22 protein-coding genes are annotated in these 21,556 nt (G+C 72.0%); 11 read left to right on the top strand and 11 right to left on the bottom strand.

Annotated features, from left to right (window positions below):
* Positions 1-14 precede the first annotated feature (14 nt).
* Entirely contained in the window at positions 15-191 is a 177-nt protein-coding gene (locus tag ACVHNB_RS24435; protein ID WP_428956537.1) for a hypothetical protein, read from the bottom strand.
* A gap of 209 nt (positions 192-400) precedes the next feature.
* Between ACVHNB_RS24435 and ACVHNB_RS24430 the strand changes: the two genes are divergently transcribed.
* The gene (locus ACVHNB_RS24430; RefSeq protein WP_456228941.1) at positions 401-955 is read left to right on the top strand and encodes an HAD-IA family hydrolase; all 555 of its coding nucleotides are present in this window, start codon (positions 401-403) and stop codon (positions 953-955) included.
* A gap of 153 nt (positions 956-1,108) precedes the next feature.
* On the top strand, positions 1,109-2,104 hold the full coding sequence (locus ACVHNB_RS24425) for an NUDIX hydrolase (protein ID WP_428956539.1): 996 nt from the start codon (positions 1,109-1,111) through the stop codon (positions 2,102-2,104).
* A gap of 6 nt (positions 2,105-2,110) precedes the next feature.
* On the opposite strand, the gene ACVHNB_RS24420 is transcribed toward ACVHNB_RS24425, so the two are convergent.
* Together ACVHNB_RS24420 and ACVHNB_RS24415 are read right to left on the bottom strand one after the other, a co-directional pair.
* Positions 2,111-2,848 (bottom strand): MBL fold metallo-hydrolase, encoded by a 738-nt coding sequence (locus ACVHNB_RS24420; protein ID WP_456225880.1) that lies wholly within the window; start codon positions 2,846-2,848, stop codon positions 2,111-2,113.
* 69 nt (positions 2,849-2,917) lie between these two features.
* Complete coding sequence (locus tag ACVHNB_RS24415; RefSeq protein WP_456225879.1) at positions 2,918-4,279, bottom strand: M20/M25/M40 family metallo-hydrolase; 1,362 nt, start codon at positions 4,277-4,279, stop codon at positions 2,918-2,920.
* A gap of 133 nt (positions 4,280-4,412) precedes the next feature.
* Here ACVHNB_RS24415 and ACVHNB_RS24410 point away from each other — a divergent pair, with 133 nt between their 5' ends.
* Positions 4,413-5,636, top strand: a complete 1,224-nt coding sequence (locus ACVHNB_RS24410) for a geranylgeranyl reductase family protein (protein WP_428956542.1) — start codon at positions 4,413-4,415, stop codon at positions 5,634-5,636.
* Positions 5,637-5,642: 6 nt separating this feature from the next.
* Here the strand turns inward: ACVHNB_RS24410 and ACVHNB_RS24405 are convergent, their stop codons facing one another.
* The gene (locus ACVHNB_RS24405) at positions 5,643-6,098 is read right to left on the bottom strand and encodes a nitroreductase family deazaflavin-dependent oxidoreductase (protein ID WP_428956543.1); all 456 of its coding nucleotides are present in this window, start codon (positions 6,096-6,098) and stop codon (positions 5,643-5,645) included.
* Positions 6,099-6,248: 150 nt separating this feature from the next.
* Here ACVHNB_RS24405 and ACVHNB_RS24400 point away from each other — a divergent pair, with 150 nt between their 5' ends.
* The 3 genes from ACVHNB_RS24400 (at position 6,249) to ACVHNB_RS24390 (ending at position 9,053) form a co-directional block, all read left to right on the top strand.
* Entirely contained in the window at positions 6,249-6,974 is a 726-nt protein-coding gene (locus ACVHNB_RS24400) for a TetR/AcrR family transcriptional regulator (RefSeq protein WP_456225878.1), read from the top strand.
* Between the two features lie 115 nt (positions 6,975-7,089).
* On the top strand, positions 7,090-8,394 hold the full coding sequence (locus ACVHNB_RS24395) for a sensor histidine kinase (RefSeq protein ID WP_456225877.1): 1,305 nt from the start codon (positions 7,090-7,092) through the stop codon (positions 8,392-8,394).
* Positions 8,391-9,053 carry a response regulator gene (locus ACVHNB_RS24390; protein ID WP_428956546.1) on the top strand — a complete coding sequence of 221 codons (663 nt, stop codon included), beginning with the start codon at positions 8,391-8,393 and terminating at the stop codon, positions 9,051-9,053. Before ACVHNB_RS24395 ends, ACVHNB_RS24390 begins: the two co-directional genes overlap by 4 nt.
* Here the strand turns inward: ACVHNB_RS24390 and ACVHNB_RS24385 are convergent.
* Together ACVHNB_RS24385 and ACVHNB_RS24380 are read right to left on the bottom strand one after the other, a co-directional pair.
* Positions 9,014-9,589, bottom strand: a complete 576-nt coding sequence (locus tag ACVHNB_RS24385; RefSeq protein ID WP_428956547.1) for a hypothetical protein — start codon at positions 9,587-9,589, stop codon at positions 9,014-9,016. The genes ACVHNB_RS24390 and ACVHNB_RS24385 overlap by 40 nt on opposite strands.
* A 149-nt stretch (positions 9,590-9,738) precedes the next feature.
* Positions 9,739-11,235 (bottom strand): MFS transporter, encoded by a 1,497-nt coding sequence (locus tag ACVHNB_RS24380; protein ID WP_428956548.1) that lies wholly within the window; start codon positions 11,233-11,235, stop codon positions 9,739-9,741.
* A gap of 87 nt (positions 11,236-11,322) precedes the next feature.
* On the opposite strand from ACVHNB_RS24380, the gene ACVHNB_RS24375 reads away from it, so the two are divergent.
* Complete coding sequence (locus ACVHNB_RS24375; protein WP_428956549.1) at positions 11,323-11,733, top strand: MarR family winged helix-turn-helix transcriptional regulator; 411 nt, start codon at positions 11,323-11,325, stop codon at positions 11,731-11,733.
* Positions 11,734-11,759: 26 nt separating this feature from the next.
* Here the strand turns inward: ACVHNB_RS24375 and ACVHNB_RS24370 are convergent, their stop codons facing one another.
* From ACVHNB_RS24370 to ACVHNB_RS24360, 3 genes are all read right to left on the bottom strand, one after another.
* On the bottom strand, positions 11,760-12,491 hold the full coding sequence (locus ACVHNB_RS24370) for a maleylpyruvate isomerase family mycothiol-dependent enzyme (RefSeq protein ID WP_456225876.1): 732 nt from the start codon (positions 12,489-12,491) through the stop codon (positions 11,760-11,762).
* Between the two features lie 50 nt (positions 12,492-12,541).
* A complete protein-coding gene (locus tag ACVHNB_RS24365; protein WP_456225875.1) occupies positions 12,542-13,741 on the bottom strand; it encodes an MFS transporter in 1,200 nt (399 codons plus the stop codon).
* Between the two features lie 127 nt (positions 13,742-13,868).
* The gene (locus ACVHNB_RS24360; protein WP_428956552.1) at positions 13,869-14,648 is read right to left on the bottom strand and encodes a DeoR/GlpR family DNA-binding transcription regulator; all 780 of its coding nucleotides are present in this window, start codon (positions 14,646-14,648) and stop codon (positions 13,869-13,871) included.
* Positions 14,649-14,803: 155 nt separating this feature from the next.
* Here ACVHNB_RS24360 and ACVHNB_RS24355 point away from each other — a divergent pair, with 155 nt between their 5' ends.
* From ACVHNB_RS24355 to ACVHNB_RS24345, 3 genes are all read left to right on the top strand, one after another.
* Entirely contained in the window at positions 14,804-15,688 is an 885-nt protein-coding gene (locus ACVHNB_RS24355) for an SIS domain-containing protein (protein ID WP_456225874.1), read from the top strand.
* Between the two features lie 31 nt (positions 15,689-15,719).
* Positions 15,720-16,571 (top strand): class II fructose-bisphosphate aldolase, encoded by an 852-nt coding sequence (locus ACVHNB_RS24350; RefSeq protein ID WP_428956554.1) that lies wholly within the window; start codon positions 15,720-15,722, stop codon positions 16,569-16,571.
* Between the two features lie 440 nt (positions 16,572-17,011).
* The gene (locus ACVHNB_RS24345) at positions 17,012-18,202 is read left to right on the top strand and encodes a cytochrome P450 family protein (protein WP_456225873.1); all 1,191 of its coding nucleotides are present in this window, start codon (positions 17,012-17,014) and stop codon (positions 18,200-18,202) included.
* A gap of 64 nt (positions 18,203-18,266) precedes the next feature.
* On the opposite strand, the gene ACVHNB_RS24340 is transcribed toward ACVHNB_RS24345, so the two are convergent.
* Positions 18,267-18,956 (bottom strand): hypothetical protein, encoded by a 690-nt coding sequence (locus ACVHNB_RS24340; RefSeq protein ID WP_428956556.1) that lies wholly within the window; start codon positions 18,954-18,956, stop codon positions 18,267-18,269.
* 73 nt (positions 18,957-19,029) lie between these two features.
* On the bottom strand, positions 19,030-19,530 hold the full coding sequence (locus ACVHNB_RS24335; protein ID WP_456225872.1) for a hypothetical protein: 501 nt from the start codon (positions 19,528-19,530) through the stop codon (positions 19,030-19,032).
* Positions 19,531-20,136: 606 nt separating this feature from the next.
* Between ACVHNB_RS24335 and ACVHNB_RS24330 the strand changes: the two genes are divergently transcribed.
* The gene (locus tag ACVHNB_RS24330) at positions 20,137-21,459 is read left to right on the top strand and encodes a hypothetical protein (RefSeq protein WP_428956558.1); all 1,323 of its coding nucleotides are present in this window, start codon (positions 20,137-20,139) and stop codon (positions 21,457-21,459) included.
* The last annotated feature ends 97 nt before the right edge of the window (positions 21,460-21,556 follow it).

Raw genomic sequence — 21,556 nt, 5'->3', positions numbered from 1 at the left:
GTGCGAGAACACGCCTAGGCGGCCTTCACGATCTCCCCGCGGACCGCGGCCGCCCACTCCACGACGAGAATCTCGTACTCCCGGCGCTGTGACTCGCTCAACCGCCCGCCGGAGCGCGCCATGAGGCCACGGATCTGCTCGTTCAACTCGTCGGCAGACCGCACGGAACCACGGCTCTCGGTGGGGATCATGTGAAGAGACTAGCGGGCGGCACTGACAACGTGCCTCCGACTTATGAACCACGGGGAGTCATCAGGTTGCCGTTGCAGGTGTCCGACGGCCGTCGGGCGGCAGGGGACGGCTGTGCTGGTCAAAGGGCGTGACGGCTTCCGGGAAGACCAAGAGCAGACCCTTCGACGCGGTGCTCTGCGACGTCGACAACGTCATCCGCTTCTACGACATGACTCCTCTGGCGGAGCTGGAACGCGCCGCGGGCCTCGCCGTCGGCACCACCGCGGCGGTCGCCTACGCCCCCGACATCGACCTGCCGCTCCTCCTCGGCCGCATCACCACGGCGCAGTGGACGGACGCCATCACCTCGGCACTATGCGACCAGGTCCTGCCCGGGCGCGCCCGCGCGCTGGGGCAGGCGCTCGCCGATGCGCCCTTCCGGGCCGATGACGTCGTCGTGTCCCTGCTGCGCCGGGCGCGGCGCCAGGTGCCCCTGGTGCTGGTGACCAACGCGACGCCGGACCTGGAGCGTGACCTCGAGGCGATGGGGCTCTCGGATCTCGCGGACCACGTCGTCAGCAGCGCCCGGGTCGGTGTGGCCAAACCGGACCCGGAGATCTACGCGATCGCGGCCGCGCGGGCCGAAGTCGCCGTCGACCGGTGCCTGTTCGTGGACGACCGGCTGGAGAACGTCGAGGCCGCCGGCGCGCTCGGCATGACCGGGGCGCACCACCGGGAGCGCGCCGATCTGCGGCGGGCGCTGGGTCTCCTGGGTGACGGCTGAGGGCCCGGGGCCGCCCGGGACGGGCCCGGCAGCGGCACGGCTGCCCAGGTCCGCGGGGCCGGTGGCCCGCGGATCAGCCCCCTCATCAGCGCCTGGTTTCCGTGACAGGGTGTTGCGGGCAAGCCTCAGGGGGCCAACAGAAGAGGGGGAACCGTGATCGTCTGGGTCAACGGTGCGTCCCGCGCGGGGAAGACCACCACCGCACGGGAGCTGATCGATCTGATCCCGAACTGCACGCTCTTCGACCCCGAGGTGATCGACGGCGCGCTCGAGCGGCTGTTGCCGCCCAAGCGGCTCGCCGAGGTGAGCGACCATCAGGATCTATCGATCTGGCGCAGACTCGTGGTGGACACCGCGGCGGCCCTGCTCGCCGAACTGGGCGGGGTGCTGGTGGTGCCGATGGGGCTGCTGCGCCAGGAGTACCGGGACGAGATCTTCGGCGGTCTCGCTGCCCGGCGGATTCCTGTGTGCCATGTGCTCCTTGCTCCAGGGGAAACGATCCTGCGCGGGCGTGACCCCGGCGGCGAACTGCCCGCCGACATCGGGCCGTACCGGGCCGCCCTCGCGGGCTGGCTCACCGCCGACGCCTATCTCGTGGACAACGGCGCGCTGACCCCGCACGACACCGCCGTGCGGATCGCCGCCGCGGTGCGCACCGGGGACGCGCCCCCGTGCGGCATCGTGCAGACGCCCGAGCCGACCGCCGAGACGGTCGCCGCGGGCGTGCTGCTCTTCGACGAGGAGGGGCGGGTCCTGCTCGTCGACCCGACGTACAAGCCGGGCTGGGAGTTCCCCGGCGGCGTCGTCGAAGCGGGTGAGGCGCCCGCCCGCGCCGGGATGCGGGAGGTCGCCGAGGAGATAGGCATCCAACTGGCCGATGTCCCGAGCCTGTTGGTCGTCGACTGGGAGTCCCCGGTGCCGCCCGCCTACGGCGGCCTGCGGCTGCTCTTCGACGGCGGGCTGCTCACGAGCGCCGAGGCCCGGCACGTCCTGCTGCCCGGACCGGAGCTGCGGGGCTGGCGGTTCGTGAGCGAGAGCGAGGCGGCCGCGCTGCTGCCACCGGTCCGCTACGAGCGGCTGCGCTGGGCCCTGCGGGCGCGTGAACGCGGCGCCGCGCACTATCTGGAGGCCGGAGTGCCCGTGGGGTGAGGAGGGTCAGGCCGGTTCGCAGGCCGCCGCTGCCGCCCGCAGCACCGCGGCCGCACCGTCCGTCACCGGGTCGCCGTGCCCGAAGCACGCCACCTCGCTGTCCAGCGCCGCGAGCCGACGGAACGAGGCCACGGCCTGCTCGCGGTGCAGATTGAAGACGCCGAGCATCACCTGTCCGTCCACCGGTGACGCGGCTACCGCGTCACCGGTGAACAACACGCCGTGCTGCGGGAGTTCGAGCCCGATCGAGCCGTCGGTATGTCCCGGAGCGGCCACCACCCGCGCCCCGCCCCCGAAATCCAGGACGTCGCCGTCCGCCAACTCCTGCACGGACGACGGGAGTACGGGATGTGCCGGCCGGGGCGGCAGCTGGGCCTGCGCCTGCGCGAAGAACGGGCGCTCCCAGTCCTCCAGGACCGGCTCCGGCTCCGTCGCCTCCCCGCGCACGAACGGCGCGTCGAGCCGGTGCGCGTACACCTCGGCCCCGCCCAGCCGCGCGAACTCCCCGGCCCCGCCCGCATGATCCTCGTGGAAGTGGGTGAGCACGATCCGCCGTACGTCCTCGGGGGCGTGCCCCCAGTCGCGTACGGCGTCGGCGATCGGCTGCCCGGCTCCGGCCGGGCCCGCGTCGACCAGGGTCAACTCGGCGCCGTCGCGCCAGAGATAGGCCTGTCCCACGGTGAAGCGCAGGAGGCGGAGCCGGGGCGTCAGATCGATGATGTCCGTCAGTGTGGTGGTCGTCATGCGGCGACCGTAAGGAGGACGCGCACCCGACCGCGTACGACTTGGCTCCCGGCAGAGAAGCCGCCAGGGTCAGTTGGCGGCCGCGTACTTCTGCAGGAACCGGGCCTCCGCCACCGACAGGCGCTCCAGCTCCTCGGGCGACACGCTCTCGTTCACCGCGTGGATCTGTGCCTCCGGCTCGCTCAGGCCGATCAGCAGGATCTCCGCCTGCGGGTACAGCGAGGCCAGCGTGTTGCACAGCGGGATCGAGCCGCCCTGGCCCGCGTACTGCATCTCCTGGCCGTCGTACGCCTCCGCCATGGCCTCCGCCAGCGCGGTGTACGCGGGGCTGGAGGTGTTCGCCCGGAACGGCTGGCCCTTGCCGACCTGCTCCACCTTCACCCGCGCGCCCCACGGGGTGTGCGCCTCGATGTGCGCCATCAGGAGCTTCGTCGCCTCGGCCTCGTCGGTGCCCGGCGGCACGCGCAGGCTGATCAGCGCGCGGGCGCTCGCCTGCACGGACGGCGTCGCGCCGAGCACCGGCGGGCAGTCGATGCCGAGCACCGTCACGGCGGGCCGCGCCCAGATGCGGTCCGCGACCGTGCCCGAACCGATCAGCTCGACCCCGTCCAGCACCTTCGCGTCCTTGCGGAACGCCTCCTCCTCGTACTGCAGCCCGTCCCAGGACTCCGCCGATCCCAGACCGTCCACGGTGGTGGAGCCGTCCTCGGCGCGCAGCGAGTCCAGTACGCGCACCAGCGCGCCCAGCGCGTCGGGTGCCGCGCCGCCGAACTGGCCGGAGTGCAGATTGCCCTCGAGGGTGTCGACCTGGACGCGGACCAGGGTCATGCCGCGCAGCGTCGCCGTCGCGGTGGGCAGACCGACACGGAAGTTGCCCGCGTCGCCGATCACGATCGTGTCCGCCGTCAGCAGCTCGGGGTGCTGCTCGGCGTAGCGCTCCAGGCCGCCGGTGCCCTGCTCCTCGGAGCCCTCGGCGATCACCTTGACGCCGACCGGGACCCCGCCGTTCGCCTTCAGCGCGCGGATCGCCAGGAGGTGCAGCAGGACGCCGCCCTTGCAGTCGGCAGCGCCGCGCCCGTACCAGCGGCCGTCCGCCCGCTCGGTCAGCTCGAACGGGGGCGTCACCCACGCCTCCTCGTCCAGCGGCGGCTGCACGTCGTAGTGCGCGTACAGCAGCACCGTCGGCGCGCCCGCGGGGCCGGGCAGGAAGCCGTACACCGACTGGGTGCCGTCCGGGGTGTCGAGCAGCGCGACGTCCTCGAAGCCCTCGGCGCGCAGCGCGTCCGCGACCCAGTTCGCGGCGCCCTCGCTCTCGCTGCGCGGGTACTGCTCGAAGTCGGCCACCGACTTGAAAGCCACCAGTTCGGTCAGCTCGGCCTTCGCGCGCGGCATGAGCGAGGCGACGGATGCGGCGATCGGATGCGGCGACATGGGCACGCTCCTTGTGGGTGCGACGTTGTGCGGGGTGCGCCGATGATCCTCCCACAGCAGGTCACGCGAGCGCCCGCCGTAGGATGCCTGGGAAACGTGCGGCAGGCAGCTGGATCGGGAGCAGTAGACCATCGTGAGCAGCGAGAACTCGACGGGCGGCAACGACATGGACGACGAGCGGGCCATGGAGGTGTGGGACGTCGTCGTGGTGGGCGCCGGCCCCGCGGGGGCGTCCGCCGCGTACGCGGCCGCGGTCGCCGGACGACGGGTCCTGCTCCTGGAGAAGGCAGAACTGCCCCGCTACAAGACGTGCGGCGGCGGCATCATCGGCCCGTCCAGGGACTCGCTCCCGCCGGGCTTCGAGCTGCCGCTCAAGGACCGGATCAACGCGGTGACGTTCTCCCTGAACGGCAAGTACGGGCGTACCCGCCGCTCCAGGACCATGCTGTTCGGGCTCATCAACCGGCCCGAGTTCGACGCGCAGCTCGTCGAGCACGCGCAGAAGGCCGGCGCCGAACTGCGCACGGGCGTCACCGTGACACGGGTCGAGCAGCACGGATCCACGGTGCCCGACCGGCGCACCGTCGCGGTGGTGCTCCAGGACGGCGAGACCGTGTTCGCGCGGGCCGTGGTCGGCGCGGACGGCAGCGCCAGCCGCATAGGAGCGCACGTCGGGGTCAAGCTCGACCAGGTCGACCTGGGCCTGGAGGCCGAGATCCCGGTTCCGCAGGAGGTCGCCGACGACTGGCGCGGCCGTGTCCTCATCGACTGGGGGCCGATGCCCGGCAGTTACGGCTGGGTCTTCCCGAAGGACGACACCCTGACGGTCGGCGTGATCTCGGCGCGCGGCGAAGGCGCCGCCACCAAGCGGTACTTGGAGGACTTCATCGGGCGGCTCGGGCTCGCCGGGTTCGAACCGTCGGTCTCCTCCGGGCACCTGACGCGCTGCCGCGCCGACGACTCGCCGCTCTCCCGCGGACGGGTCCTGGTGTGCGGTGACGCGGCCGGGCTGCTCGAACCCTGGACCCGCGAGGGCATCTCGTTCGCGCTGCGCTCGGGGCGGCTCGCGGGGGAGTGGGCGGTGCGCATCTCTGAGGCGCACGACGCCGTGGACGCCCGCCGCCAGGCGCTGAACTACGCGTTCGCCATCAAGGCCGGCCTCGGCGTCGAAATGGCCGTCGGCAAGCGCATGCTGAAGGTCTTCGAGCGCAAGCCCGGTCTGCTGCACGCGGCCCTGACCGGCTTCCGCCCCGCGTGGAACGCGTTCGCGAGGATCACCCGCGGCTCCTCGACGCTGGGCGAGCTCGTGCGGACGCATCCGATGGCGGGGCGGGCGCTGTCGCGGTTCGACGCCTGACGCGGCTCAGCCCGTGAGCGTGACGCGGAATACGGGGTGGTCCGGGGCGATGCGGCGCAACTCCTCATCGGACGAGTCCGGACCCACCCCGTTGAAGAACACGCCGACCTCCGCCTTCCAGCGCTTGAGGTAGGCGCGCAGCAGTGCGGGCTTGTCGTCGTCGGCGATCTCGGTGGCGGTGAACGCGTCGGCCCGCTTGCCCAGGCGCAGTTCCCCGCCGCCCGCGGCCCGCATGTTGTGCGTCCACTGCACGTGACCGCGCGGGGCGACGAGGTAGGACTCACCGTCGACGGTCAGGAGATTGACCGGGGTGGTGCGCCACGCGCCGCTCTTGCGGCCGCGGACGGCCAGCACCCGGGAGCCCCAGACGCTGAGTCCCCGGCGGGTCAGCCAGGCCACCGAGCGGTTCAGGACGTTGACGGTGAACCAGCCGGGCTTCTGGACGTGCGCTGACGTGGACATGGGCTCCCCCAGGGAGATGTGTGAGAGCGGTGCTCTCGCTTGAGAGCAGTCTGCCTCGGATCAGTGATCCACGGCAAGAGCAGTGCTCTCTTTTTAGTGCGACGTTCCGCAGTGTGGGCAGTGCTCCCGCATCGTGCGACACTGGCCCGCATGAGTGAGAGCCGCAGCACGCCGCCACGCGTCACGCAGGGAGCCCGCGCCCGCGCGCGGCAGGAGGTCACCGTCGCGATCAAGGACGAGGCGCGCCGACAGCTCGCCGACGACGGCGCCGCCAAGCTCTCGCTGCGCGCCGTCGCCCGCGAACTCGGCATGGTCTCCTCGGCCCTGTACCGCTACTTCCCCAGCCGTGACGAGCTGCTGACGGCCTTGATCATCGACGCGTACGACTCGCTGGGCGCGGCGGCCGAGGCCGCGGACGAGGCGTTCCGCGAGGTCGGCGAGGACCCGACGGCCATCCGTCGCTGGGTCACCGTGTGCCAGGCCGTGCGGGCGTGGGCCCTGGAACATCCGCACGAGTACGCGCTGATCTACGGCTCGCCCGTGCCCGGATACACCGCCCCGATGACCACGGTCCCGGCGGCCTCCCGGGTCGGTCTGCTGCTCATCGCGATCGTCCGCGACGCCCACGAGGGCAAGGGACTCGCGCTGCCTCCGCTGTCGGCCCAGCTGCGTGCCGAGGCCGAGCGGATCGCCGCCGATGTCGCGCCGGACCTCCCGCCCGCGGTGGCGGCCGCGCTCGTCGCCGCGTGGGCGCAACTGTTCGGGCTCATCGGCTTCGAGCTGTTCGGCCAGTTCAACCGGGTCGTCGAGGACCGCGCCGCGTTCTTCACCCAAGCCGTCACGGGACTCGCCCACGGGGTCGGTCTGCTGAGGTAGCCCGGGTCTGAGGTAGCCAGGGTCCGGGGCCGTTCCGGCGTACTCCCCGGGGAGTACTCGTGATCACCTCGCCCGGCGGACGCCCCGCGCGGCCCGGGAGCCTTAGCGTTGCGGCATGGACGAGCAGCGAGCGCGCGACGGCGGTCCGCCCCGGTCATGGGGCGGACCGCCGTGGCTGCGGCAGGGGCCACCGTGGGGCGACCGGGGGCCCGCGTGGTGGAACCGGACCGGCGGCGGCCGACTGCCCTGGCGTTCCACGGTGCTGGTGACCGCGTTCGTCCTCATCGGCTCGAACTTCGCCGCGCACGGTCAGGCGGAGCGCGTCCCCCTGGACGTCCTCGCGCGGCTGCTGCTGCTCGCCGGCGGACTGCTGCTGCTGTGGCGGCACCGGTACCCGGTCCTGGTCGCGTTCGGTACGGCGCTGTGCACGGCGGTCTACCTGGGAGGCGGCTACGCGTACGGGCCGGTGTTCCTCGTGGTGGCGCTGGGTTGCTTCTCGGCGATCGTCGCCGGGCACCGGCGCGCGGCCTGGCTGGCCGTGGGGCTGTTCTGGGCCGCGCACCTCGCGATCGGCCACTGGCTGTACGCGTATCTGCCGCCCGCCGGGGACGGACCCGGATCCTGGGGGCAGGAGGGCTTCGTCGCGGCATGGGTGCTGGCTGTCGTCGCCGTCGCCGAGCTGGCCCGGGTGCGGCGCGAGCAGTGGGAGCAGACGCGGGCGGAGCGGGAGCGGGCCGCGCGGCGGCGGGCCGACGAGGAGCGGCTGCGCATCGCCCGGGAACTGCACGACGTCCTCGCGCACTCGATCTCCGTGATCAACGTGCAGGCGGGCGTCGGGCTCGCCCTCCTCGACTCTGATCCGGAACAGGCACGCACCGCGCTGACGACCATCAAGGCCGCGAGCAAGGAGGCGCTGGGGGAGGTCCGGCAGGTGCTCGACACACTCCGGGCGCCCGGTGACGCGCCGCGGGCGCCGGCGCCGGGACTCGACCGGCTCCCGGAACTCGTCGAGCAGGCCGAAGCCGCCGGACTCACCGTCGACGTGCGCACGGACGGGGAGCGGGCGGCGCTGTCCCCGGGCGCCGACCTCGCCGCGTTCCGGATCGTGCAGGAGGCGCTCACCAATGTCGTACGGCACTCCGAGTCGCGCCGGGCACGGGTCCGACTGCATCACGGAAAGGGCCTGTTGACGCTCACCGTCGACGACGACGGGCCCACGAGTCACGCCGAGGCGGGCGGCAGCGGCAACGGACTCGCCGGAATGCGCGAGCGTGCCGCCGCCCTCGGTGGCACGATCCAGGCGGGCCCGCGCCCCGACGGCGGCTTCCGCGTCGTCGCCGAACTGCCGCTCACATCCGTCCCGTCGGCCCCGCCCGCGGAGCCGTCCCCGCCCTCGTCCTCATCGGAGGCACCCCGGTGATCCGTGTTCTGCTCGCCGACGACCAGTCGCTCGTCCGCGCCGGATTCAAGGCCCTCCTCGACGCGCAGAGCGACATCGAGGTCGCGGGGGAGGCCGCCGACGGCGAGGAAGCTGTGCGGATGGTGCGCGAACTGCACCCCGACGTCGTCCTCATGGACATCCGGATGCCGCTCCTCGACGGGCTCGCCGCGACCCGGCGGATCGGCGAGGACGCGGACCTGGCGGCGGTGAAGGTGGTCATGCTCACCACCTTCGAGCTCGACGAGTACGTCTTCGAGGCCATCCGGTCCGGAGCCTCCGGGTTCCTCGTCAAGGACACCGAACCGGAGGAACTGCTGCGGGCCGTACGGGCCGTCGTGCACGGCGACGCGCTGCTCTCGCCGGGTGTCACCCGGCGTCTGATCGCGGAGTTCGCGGCCCGGTCCAAGGAGCCCGCCGCCGCTCCGCTGGCCGGGCTGACCGAGCGCGAGCGCGAGGTGATGGCGCTCGTCGGCATCGGCCTGTCCAACGAGGAGATCGCCCGCCGCCTGGTGGTCAGCCCCCTCACCGCGAAGACCCACGTGAGCCGCACGATGGTCAAGCTGGGGGCCCGGGACCGGGCCCAACTGGTCGTCCTCGCCTATGAGTCGGGGCTGGTGCGGCCAGGCTGGCTGGGCTGAGGCACGTACCCGCCCTCGTCCCGCAGGGCCGTCTCCATGGCGTGCAGCCGGGCCAGGGAACGGCGGCGCATCCAGACGACCCAGGAGCAGAAGACGGCGATGCCGACCGCGCAGACGGCCGGAAGGATCCACGCCCCGGAGACGATGCCGAGGACGAGCACGCCCGCGGCGATCAGTGCCATGGCGCCCAGCCAGTACGGCAGCCAGCGGCGGCCGCGCTCGACGCGCTCCAGCTGGTCGCCGACCAGGCGTCGCATCGCGGTTCGCTCGGCGGGGTCGCGCGGCGCCTCGCGGTGCCGGATCTTCCGGGCGAGTTCGACCAGACCCCGCTGGTCGGTGCCGGCCGCCCGGCCGGCCCTGCGCCGCTGCACGGCCACGAAGGTGAGAGCGATCCCGGTGTAGAGCACGCTCTTGAGCACCCATAACGCGGGATGCTCCGACGGCCTGAGCAGGGCGGAGATACCCAGACCCACCAGGAAGATCAGCGCGCCCTGGGCGGCCAGGCTGTGGTCGAGCCACCGTTTGAAGGTGTGCACGGGATGTACCTCCTCGGTTCCACCGGACACGTTTCCCTCCCGGTTACCCCGTGAAGTCCGGCCCACCGGTGGCGCCCTCCCGCACCGCACGCGGGGCCCGCAGGTGAGATGTCACCCGTGGGCCCCGTCCCCCGAACTCGGCAGTGGAGTCAGTCGCGCAGCGCCAGGCGCTCCTCGTCGGCCTCCTGCTGCACGGACTTGACGATCACGACCGTGTCCTGGGTGCGCCGGGTGCGCAGGCCGGTCAGGGTGACCAGCAGGCCCACCAGGGCGACGGCCGTGACGACCACGAGGCCGGGACGGAAGCTGTTCAGGACCGCCTGCGGCGAGGCGCCCTCGGGAGCGTTCGCCGTGATCACGGCCGTCACCACGGCGAGGAAGATCGCGCCGCCGACCTGGACGGACGTGTTGAGCAGACCGGAGACCATGCCCTGCTCGTCGTCGTGGACGCCGTTCGTGGCCTGGATGTTGAGCGACGGGAAGACCAGGGCGCAGGCGGCGCCGATCAGCAGCATCGTCGGCAGGATGACGGCCGCGTAGACCGGGTCGAGGCTGATGCGCAGGAACAGGGCGTAGCCGAGCACCATGAGCGCGAAGCCCACCGCGATCACCCGGGGCGTGCCGAAGCGGTCCACGATCGCGCCGACCTTCGTCGACGACAGGGCCACCAGGGCGCCGGCCGGGAGGAACGCGAGGGCCATGCTCAGCGCCGACCAGCCGAGCAGCGACTGCAGATACAGCGTCGCGAGGAACTGGAAGCTGACGTACGAGCCGAAGAAGGTCATGGCGCCGATCTGGGCGCGGATCTGTGAGCCGGAGCGGAGCACGCCGAGCCGGATCAGCGGTCCCGGCGAGCGCCGCTCGATGCGGACGAAGACGGTGAGCAGTACGGCCACCGCGAGGAAGGACAGCAGGGTGCGGGCCGAACCCCAGCCGGCCTCCGGCGCCTGGACGACGGTGAAGACGAGCAGCAGCATCGAGGCGGTCCCGGTGACGGCGCCGGGGATGTCGTAGCCGCGGTGGTTCTCCTCCTTGGCGCTGTGCGGGATGAGCTTGAGGCCGAGCAGGAGCGCGATGACGGCGATCGGCGCGGGCAGCAGCATCGTCAGGCGCCAGCTCGCCTCCGTCAGCAGGCCGGACAGGACGAGGCCCATGGAGAAGCCGGTGGCGGCGCAGGTGGTGTAGATGGACAGGGCGCGGTTGCGGACCGGTCCCTCGGCGAACGTGGTCGTGATGATGGACAGGCCGGCGGGTGCGGTGAACGCGGCGCTCAGGCCCTTGATGAAGCGGCTCGCGATGAGCAGCGGGCCGGAGTCGACGAGCCCGCCGAGCAGCGAGGCGAGCGCGAAGACGGCGAGCGCGATCAGGAAGACGCGGCGCCGCCCGAGCAGGTCGGCCGCGCGGCCGCCGAGGAGCAACAGGCCGCCGTAGCCCAGGATGTAGCCGCTGACGACCCATTGCAGCGTCGCGGTCGACAGGTCCAGTTCCGAGCCGATCGAGGGCAGCGCGACGCCGACCATCGACACGTCGAGCGCGTCGAGGAACATCGCGGCGCAGAGCACGAGCAGGGTCCCCCAGAGGCGGGGGGACCAGCGCTCCGGGGACGCCTCCGGGGAGGACGGAGCGGTGGTGAGCGGAGAAGTCATGCCGAGCAGAGTACATGCACATGCATTGACTGCAAGTGCATTTAATTCCAATGCAACAAACGGCGTCTTTTCTGCTACGGTGCGGTCATGGCGGGACAGAAGTCGGAAGCGAGGGCCGCATCGGGCCTCGTGGAGCAGTGGCGGGACATCCTCGCGGTACACGCGCGCACGATGTGCGAGCTCGACCGTGAGCTGCATCAGCACGGCCTGGGCGCCAGCGACTTCGAAGTCCTCGACGTGCTCGCCGAGGGCACCGCGGAGGACGGCACGTCCGGCTTCCGGGTGCAGGAGATCGCCACGCAGGTCCATCTGAGCCAGAGCGCCCTGTCCCGCCTCATCGGGCGTCTGGAGAAGGACGGTCTGGTGGAGCGCGGCATGTGCAGCGAGGACCGGCGCGGGGTGCGGGTCTGCCTCACCCCGAAGGGCCGCGACCTGCACGGCGAGGTGCGGCCGCTGCAGCGGGCCGTCCTGAGCCGGATGCTGGAGCCCGACGCCTGACGGCCCGCGGCGGGCCGGTCAGCTCTCTAGGTGATCGCCGAGTGCTCCCGCCACAGCGCGGCCACCGAGGCGTCGCCCGTCAGGGACGGGAAGGGCAGCCGGTTCCACAGCGAAAGGTAGAGGCGCGCCGCGGGGCCCGCCAGTTCGCAGTCGGCGTCGCCCGTCGCGCCCCGCTCGGCCACCGGCGGATCGGCGGAGATGCGGACCGTCCACGTCGCGTCGGCGTCCGTCGCGTGCACCCGCAGCACCCTGGGTTCGTCGGACCGCACCCGACTCCTGCCGCGGGCGTGGAATCCGCGCAGCAGTTCCTCGATCCCGTCGACCGCGACGTCCTCGGAGATCGGGTCCGGCGCCGTGGTCAGCGCCGACTGCGCGTCCACCCGGTGCACCGTCGTCTCATGGGCCTGGCGCCGTGCCCAGAACGCGAGCGGGGACGGCGCCGGCAGGAACGCCCAGCACGTCACGTCGGGCGGCGCCTGCGTCAGCGTGTCGACGAGATGGGCGTGCCCCTGCCGGAACCAGTCGAGCAGCGGATCGCCGTCGAGGTCGGGCAGGCCCCCGTCGGGGTGGTACGCCGTGTGGCCCTCGGCGACGAACGCCGCCGCCCAGCGGTGCACCATCCCCGTGTGCCGCACCAGATCGCGGATCTGCCAGCCGGGGCAGGTCGGCACCTTGGCGTCGACGCCCGCCTGCTCGGCGGCCACCGCGAGCCGTCGGCCCTCCGTGTCCAGGACGTGAAGGTGTTCGGCAATCTCCATGAGGCGAGTGTGCCGGGTGGAGCGCGGCCCGCGGCAGGGATTTGCGGGATTCAGGTGGTCGCCGCGCGACGGGTCGCGAAGCCGATCGACGCCGCCACCGCCGCGAGCAGCGCCACGCTCGTCAGGGCCGTGGGCAGAGAGAACCAGTCCGCCATGAAGCCGATCGCGGGCGGCCCGAGCAGCATGCCGCCGTAGCCGAGGGTGGAGGCGGCCGCGACGCCGGTGGGGCCGGCGAGCGCCCCGGCCCGCTCGACCGCGACGGGGAAGATGTTCGCGAGGCCCAGCCCGGTGACCGCGAAGCCGACGAGCGTCAGCCACACCGAGGGCGCGAGCGAGCCGAGCAGCATCCCGGCCGCGCCGATCGCCCCGCCGTACACCAGCGTCCGTGTCCTGCCGAGCCGTTCGAGCAGCGCCGTGCCGGAGAGCCGGCCGATCGTCATGGCGAACGCGAAGCAGGAGTAGCTGGCGGCCGCGACACCCGGGTGGGCGTGCAGGTCCTGTGTCAGGTGCAGCGCGCTCCAGTCGGCCAGGGCCCCCTCGCCGTACGCCGTGCACAGGGCGATGAGCCCGAAGACGAGGACCAGGCCGCGGGTCCTGCGGTCGACGCGGCGCGGCGCGTCCTGGCGCAGTTGTTCCGGCGGGCGCGGCGCGGGGTGGCGCAGCAGGGCCGGTGCGGCCGCCGCCGTGACGACGAGCCCTGTCACGGTGATCGCCAGCAGATGCCGGGTGGGCGAGAGATGCCCCGCCACCAGTCCGCCGAGGCCCGACCCCACCATGCCGCCGAGGCTGAACGCGGCATGGAAGCTCGGCATGACCGGGCGGCCGAGCGCGGCGACCAGATCGACGGCCGCGCTGTTCATCGCCACGTTGATCCCGCCGTACGCCGCTCCGAAGACCAGCAGGACGAGGCCGAGCGTGAGCGGCGAGTGCGTCAGCGGGGGCAGGGCGACCGTGAGCGGGAGCAGTGCGCCGCAGGCCACCGTCACCGCATGGCTGCCGAACCGGCGGCACAGCCCGCCCGTCAGCATCATCGTGACGACGGCGCCCGCCGACACCCCGAGCAGGGCGAGTCCGAGCGTGCTCGCCGACGCCCCCGTCTGCTCCTTGATCGCGGGGATGCGCACCACCCAGCCCGCGAAGATGAAGCCGTCGAGGGCGAAGAAGACGGTGAGGGCGAGGCGCAGTCGGCCCAGGGACGGGGTGCGCGGGCCGTCGGCGCTGACGGTCCCGAGTTTGTTCAGTAGCGGCACAAAGTCAGAGTAGAGGTCTGCTTCCGCTCGGGACAAGAGGGATCCGTGGTGGGGCCCGAGCATGCGAAAGGCGCGCGGGGCGGGTGCCCCGCGCGCCTTTCGCGCGCCGTGCCGGAGCCGTGTCGGATCAGACCGCGACGACCCGGACCCCCGCCTCCTCGAACCGGCCGAGCTGCGCCTTGTCCGCCGCGGTGTCCGTGACCAGGATGTCCACCTGCGCCACGTCGCAGATCCGCGCGAACGCCCGGTGCCCCAGCTTGCTGGAGTCCGCCGCGACGACCACCCGCTCCGCCCGCTCGCACAGCAGCCGGTTGATCGCGGCCTCCGCCTCGTCGTGTGCGGAGGCGCCGTGGGTGACGTCGAGGCCGACGACGCCGAGCACCGCCGTGTCCAGCGTGATCTGGCCGAGCACCCCGTCGGCGAGCGGGCCGATCAGCTCGTACGACTGCGGGCGCGCGACGCCACCGGTCAGCACGATCTTGAACTGGGGCCGTACGGCCAACTCGTTGGCGATGTTCAGGGCGTTCGTGACGATGGTGAGCGCGGGAGTGCCGGAGGCGAGGTCCGGTCTGACGGCGAGCGCCCTGGCCACCTCCGTCGTCGTCGTGCCGCCGGTCAGGCCCACCGCCTCGCCCGGGCCGAGGAGTTCGGCGACGGCCTTGGCGATGCGGCCCTTCTCGGCCGCGCCGAGCGCCGTCTTGTAGCGCAGCGGGAGTTCGTAGCTGACGCCGTGCACGACGGCGCCGCCGCGCGTGCGCACCAGCATCTGCTGCTCCGCGAGCTGGTCGAAGTCGCGCCGGATCGTCGCCGCGGAGACGCCCAGTTCGCCCGCCGCCTCCTCCACGTCGAGGCGGCCGCGCTCGACGAGCAGCTCCAGGAGGGACTTCCAGCGGGCGTCGCGGGACATCCGCGGCCTCCAATCGTCGATCGGCTCGGTCGGACAGACCTTAGCCGTTTGCGCAGGAATGCTTGATACTGCTTGAAAGCTCGCTATATCTTGCAGGAACAAGCATCGCGCGTTCTGGCGCGGCGCGCACGCGACATCGGGGAGTGGGGCACGGCATGAGTCATGTCGAGAACGAGCTGAACAGCCAGCCGGAGTGCTGGACGCGGGCCGCCGGCCTGGCAGCGCAGCACGAGGCGGCGCTGCCCGCCGCGGGGGAGCGCGTCGCGATCGTCGGCTGCGGCACCTCGTGGTTCATGGCGCAGGCCGCGGCCGCGCTGCGCGAGCAGGCCGGACAGGGCGAGACCGACGCGTTCGCGGCCTCGGAGTTCCCGGCCGGACGCGCGTACGACCGGGTCGTGGCGCTGACCCGGTCCGGCACCACCACCGAGGTCCTCGACCTGCTCGCCGCGCTCAAGGGCACGGTCCGCACCACCGCGATCACCGGCGACCCGGAGACGCCCATCAAGGCGGCCGCCGACGACCTGGTCGTCCTCGACTTCGCCGACGAGAAGTCCGTCGTGCAGACCCGCTTCGCCACCACCGCGCTCACCCTGCTCCGCGCCCACCTCGGCCTGCACACCGAGCAGGCCGTCGCCGACGCCCGCACGGCGCTCGCCGAGCCGCTGCCCGAAGGGCTCGTGGAATGCGGCCAGTTCACCTTCCTGGGCCGCGGCTGGACGGTCGGCCTGGCCAACGAGGCCGCGCTCAAGATGCGCGAGGCCTCCCTGTCGTGGACCGAGGCGTACCCGGCGATGGAGTACCGCCACGGCCCGATCAGCGTCACCACCGCCGGCACCGCCACCTGGATGCTCGGCGAGGCGCCCGAGGGCCTGGCCGAGCAGGTCGCCGCGACCGGCGCGCTCTGGGTCGAGGGCCGGCTCGACCCGTTGGCCGAGCTCGTCCGCGCCCAGCGCCTGGCCGTCGCGGTCGCCGCACGCCAGGACCTCGACCCGGACCAGCCGCGCCACCTCACCCGCTCGGTGATCCTCGACGCCAACTGACCCCTCCCACGCCCACCGGAAAGGAGGGGCAGTGCCCCTCGCAGCCACAGGGACGCTCGTCGGCGCGGCCGCGGCCCGGCGCGGCGCCGTCGCCGCGTTCAACGTCATCACCCTCGAACACGTCGAGGCCGTCGTCGCCGGCGCCGAGACCGCGGACGCGCCCGTCATCCTCCAGATCTCCGAGAACGCGGTCCGCTACCGCTACGGCCGGCTCCTGCCGCTGGCCCGCGCCGCGGCCGCCGTCGCCGAACAGGCCGGCGTGGACGTCGCCCTCCACCTCGACCACGTACAGAGCGACGATCTGCTGCGACAGGCCGTCGACGCCGGATTCAGCTCGGTGATGTACGACGCCGCGCGCCTGTCCTACGACGAGAACCTCGCCGCCACCCGCGCCGCGGCCGACTGGGGCCACGCCCACGGCCTGTGGGTGGAGGCCGAGCTCGGCGAGGTCGGCGGCAAGGACGGGGCCGCGCCGCTGGACGCGCATGCCCCCGGCGCTCGGACCGACCCGGGGGAGGCCCGCGCCTTCGTGACGGACGCGGGCGTCGACGCCCTCGCCGTCGCGGTCGGCTCCTCGCACGCCATGACCACCCGCACCGCCGCCCTCGACCACGACCTCCTCAAGCAGCTCGCCGAGGGCCTCGACGTACCGCTCGTCCTGCACGGCTCCTCCGGCGTGCCCGACGCCGAGCTGACGGCCGCCGTCCGGGGCGGCATCGCCAAGGTGAACGTCGGCACGGCGCTGAACATCGCGATGACCGCCGCCATCCGGGAGTTCCTCGCTGCGCACCCCGACGCGGTCGACTCCCGCAAGTACCTGACGGTCGGCCGCGAGGCCATGATCCGTACCGTCAGCGAGCTGATCGGGGTGCTGCGGGGCTGAACCCCGATCGCACCCTCTCCCTGTGTGCCCGGCAGTGGGACTGCCGGGCACACACGTGTGTGCGTATGCCTAATGGACCTCGAACGCAGCGCCGCTGCGCTCGCGCCGGGCGGCTTTTGAGGCGGACGGCGCCGAGGCCTGCGGCTTCATGTACGCACGCAGTCTTCGACCTCGACGGCCATGGCCGGCAGGTCATGTGGAGGGGCCCGCGGGCGGTGGAGCAGGGCCCCGACGTGTCCGCGGCCCCCACGCAGGACACCGACGCCCCGGCCTGACCTGATGGTGCCGGCTTCGCCTTCGGTCCTGCCGCGGACGGCCGTGAACCCATCGGAAAGAGAAGGAAATTGAGACGGTGGACTCGACGGAGCGGGCAGAGGCCGGGCTGTTCACCGGTGCGGGGCGCCGAACCCGCTGGTAACACCGGCGCCTAGGCTACCGGCATGGACCTCGCTGACGATCTGATCTCTGACCCGTACGGCGTCTACGACCGGCTGCGGACCACGTCGCCAGTGCACCGGATCAAGGGAACGGACGGGCAACCGGCCTGGCTCGTGACCCGCTACGCGGACGTGCGGGCCGGACTCGCCGACCCTCGCCTTTCCCTGGACAAGACCAACGCACTCCCCGGCAACTACCAAGGCCTGCAGTTGCCGTCGGCGCTCGACGCGAACCTCCTGAACATGGATCCGCCGGACCACACCCGCATCCGGCGCCTGGTCGGCCGCGCCTTCACCACGAGCCGCGTGGAGCAGCTGCGCGCCCCGATCCGCGCGATCGCCGACAAGCTGCTGGACGCGCTCGGCACGGAGGGAACCGCCGACCTGATCACCGCGTACGCGGCGCCGCTGCCCATCGCGGTGATCTGCGAGTTGCTGGGAGTGCCCGGCGAGCGGCGCGGAGACTTCCGTGGCTGGGTGCAGACGCTGATCGCCCCGGATCCCGGCCGGCCGCAGGCCGGCAAGGAAGCCATGGGCGCCATGATGCGCTTCTTCGCCGAGCTCATCGCGCACAAGCGGCACGAGCCGGCCGACGACCTCCTGTCCGACATGATCGCCGCGCACGACGCGCAGGACGGCCGGCTGAGCGAGGACGAGCTCATGAGCCTGGTGTTCCTCATCCTCAACGCCGGATTCGAGAACACCATCCAGCTCATCGGCAACGCGATCTGGACACTGCTGCAGCATCCCGAGCAGCTCGCCGTCCTCCGCGCGGATCCGTCCAAGACGCCCGCGGCAGTGGAGGAGTTGGCCCGTGTCGAGGGGCCCGCCCTGCTCGCCATCCGGCGGTTCCCCACCGAGGACATCACGCTGGGCGGCGTCACGGTGCCCGCGGGGGAGACGGTGCTGCTCTCGCTGTCCGCCGCGAATCGTGATCCCGACCGGTTCGCGGCCCCGGACCGACCGGACATCGAACGCGACGCCACCGGACACCTCGCCCTGGGGCACGGCATCCACTACTGCCTGGGCGCACCACTGGCACGGGCCGAGACGGAGATCGCCCTGACGGCACTGCTCGACCGCTACCCCCACCTGGCCCTCGACGGCGACCGGCCCGCCGCCTGGCGCCGGTCCCAGCGGGCCCGCGGACTGACGAGCCTGCGCGTGAGCTTCCGGTCGGGACCGAGCGTCTGACCGCACCGCATGACTGTGGCCCCGCTCGGCAACCGAACGGGGCCACAGTCATGTGAGGGCGACGTCAGCCGGCGGCGAGCACCTTCTTGTCTCGAAGACGCTCACGCAGCACACCGATCATGGGGAGGGTCAGCCCGGAGAACAGACACAGGATCGCCAGTCCGGCCAGCGCCGGGCTCAACGCCTCCTCCACCCGCAGCGACCACGGAACGTCCAAGGCGTAGCACAGGAGGTAGCTGCCCTTGGAAACGGCGTAGGCGACGCCGAGCACGGCCGCGGCGGCGGAGAGCCCGAATCCCGCGCCGGACCAAGGACGGATGCCCCAGTTGCGGTACGAGGTGCGGCCGCACATGAACGCCAACTCGCCGCATGTGATCAGGACATAGGCGAGGTAGATCAGCAAGTACGCGGTGACCTGGGGGTTGTCCGCGTGAGCAGTGGTGAAGGCGACACCGGGGTCATTGGTCGCCATGAAGAGGGGCACCATGATCCCCAGCCAGGCGAGGGCGGCGAACCCTCGCTGAAGGATCGCCCACTTCAGGTACTCCGGCCGGTACGCCAGGTCGACCATGGTCACCTGCAGGAACGCGCACCACAGGATGGCGCAGATGTGCGCGACCAACTTCGCGATGTTCTCGATCCCCGAGGTGCGCTCGGCCCACTGCGCGACGGTCGGCACGGCGAACAGCACCCCGAGGGTGCAGACCCCGAACGCGAAGGCTATGGACCAGGTGGAGACTCGTGGAGTGCCCACGGCTCTCCGTGCGCAGAGTGCCGTGACCAGCAAGCCGACCACGGCGCACGTTCCGAAGACTATGCCGTCCACGTCAGAACCCTTCCAGACTGTCCGCACCGTACTGTGCGATTTCTTCCTCGCTGCGCCGACGGCCGCGCCCACGCTTGGGCGGATCCTTCGGTTTGTGCTGACGGGGCGGGAGTTCCTCGACGGGCTCCTGGAACGGCTGCACCGGATCGAGTCCCAACTCGGCGCGCTTGCGCTCCAGTTGGGCGACGAGCTCGTTCATCGATTCCTCGGGCAGACCGCTGAGGAGAGCGAGGACGTGGCGCGCACGCGGATCCTCGAAAGCCCGCAGTGCGGTCACGTCGCTGTAGGGCCCGTGCGGGAGCAGATGCGCGGGCGGAACGTCCCCCAGAGCCTCGGCCAGAGCGAGGACGGTGGCGATCGTGGGATTGTCCTGCGACCCGTTGGACAGCTTGTTGATCGACGCGTGCGAGACGGAGACGTGGTCGCCGGGAAGGTCCTCGACTGCCGCCGACAGCGTGCGGACCGAGTAGGGCCGGCCCTTTGCGTCCCGCCCGGAAGCCATGAGGCTCTTGAGCTTCTCCGCCAGTGACGGACGGCCTCCGCGACTCACCGCAGGCCACGGCGGCCGGGAAGATCCCGGAGCTCGTCCACCCGATGTCTGCTCACAACCCCGTCTTTCGCTCCGCCCGACTCGCGCCCTGTGTACTTTAGTTGACACCCCCGTGTGCGCAAGGCAGGATCACGACTGCGATCGAGACCTTGTGCTCATGGCCGTGCACAGGCTGTAAGGCCTGCTTGCGGGGCCGCCAGGTGAAGATCGCGCGGCGGCCGTGCGCGGCAACCTTACGTTTTGAGGGCAAGGCGGAGGAACTGCACGACCAGGATTTTCGACCCGTCCGCGCCCTGCGCGTAACCGTGGCGAAGAGACGGGGGAGGAGGAGACGTGATGGCGGTGGCAGGGAAGCTCAACCTCAACCTCAACCCGGGCCGGCCCGAGCGGCCCCTCACTGTTTCTGACCGCTCCCGCCCGAGCGGCCTCGGCCGGCGGAACCCCCGTGCGGTGAGGCAGCGATGCGGAAGCCCACGCATGAGGTTCTGACGCGGCGGCCGCGCCTCAAGGCGCCACCACGCTCATGCGTTCGCCCGGCTCACTCCAGGAGTGCCCCCCATGCCGACGACACTGGGCTCGCTGCCCACCGACAAACCAGAACTCAGAATCACCTTCGCGTCGAAGGGTGCCACCGTGGCGCCCTCCGCGGAGATCACCGGTGTCGTGACGCTCACGCCCGAAGAACTGCTGGAAAACGGCGTTCCCGCACAACTGCCGGACGGCTCCCTGATCCTCATCACCAGCACCGCGTCGTTCCAACTGCGCGGACGCATCATCTCCTTGCTCGGCCGGCTGCTGAAGCACATGAGCGCAAAGGGGAGCGTTGCCCTGACGGTGTTCGCGCCGGGGGCCCGCCAGCCCTTCCCTCGGGACACCGTCAACGACGCCGTCAGATACGGCATCGCCCTGCTGGTCACCTCCGCCCCGGCCGAGACCTGGCAGGGCGTCCACGAGGACATTCAGCGCACACGGTTACTGACGGCGGAACGCAGGGCCGCACAACTCGGCTCTCTCGTACAGGAGTTGCCTTCCCGTCTCGCCGACCCCCGCGCGACCCAGCGCATCACGGACTGGCTGGCTCGTACCCTGAACGCCCAGGTGCTCGTGAGGGAGCCCGATCGGGTCCTTGCCGCCGCACCGGACACCGCAGCGGAGGAATTCGCCCGAGCCGGCCTGCGTGGGCGCGTCGACGGTACGACCGCGCAGTCGACGGACGGCCCGCACCTGCACAGGGTTCCCTTCGGGCCGAGCACCCCCACCGACACCGAGCTCGCCGTCCTGCGCGAGACGGCCTTCGACGGGGTGGACGTGCGCCTGCTGCACCACGCTGCGAAGCTCCTCGGTCTGGTCGACCAAGCCACCCGCGAGTACCGCGCTGCGTCCGACGCCGCTTGCGCCGCGCGGACCGCCGCCCTCGAACTCCTCCTGGAAGGGGAGGTCGCCAAGGCGAGGCGGGTCATGGCCAACCTGGCGCCCGGCCTCCTGCATGCCGACAAGGCGCGCGCGTACGTCATCAAGACCCGGCCCGGGCGTCAAGACGTCGCGGCCCGACGCTGCGACACAGCCGTCGGCAAGCACGCCCTCATCGTGCGGGACCCCCAGGGCGGGCAGCGCATCCTGATCGTGCAGCCGATCCCCGCCGGCCAGGACCCCAGCAGCATGGTCGCGGCCGAACTGACCCGCCTCGTCCGTGCCCTCGGTCCGCAGGCATCGCTGGGCGGAAGCCGTATCTACGCCATGAACCGGCTGGCCGAGGCGATGCACGAAGCTCGCACGGTCCAGGGGGACGCATCGCTCCCACCGGATTCCGTGGCCTTGTCCGTCCACGACTCCGAACTGATGGCCCTGCTTCCGCAGCCCGAGGCCCAGCAGTGGGCCTGAACTCTCCTCGCGCCACTCACGCGTGACCCCGCTGCTGCCAGGGCGGACCTGCACATCGTGCGTTCGTGTACGCCGCGACAACGCCGTGTCACACCAC

The sequence above is a fragment of the Streptomyces sp. YJ-C3 genome, assembly GCF_053891275.1.
Note: the sequence above shows the minus strand (reverse complement) of the source record. Positions and strands in the feature narration are given on the sequence as shown.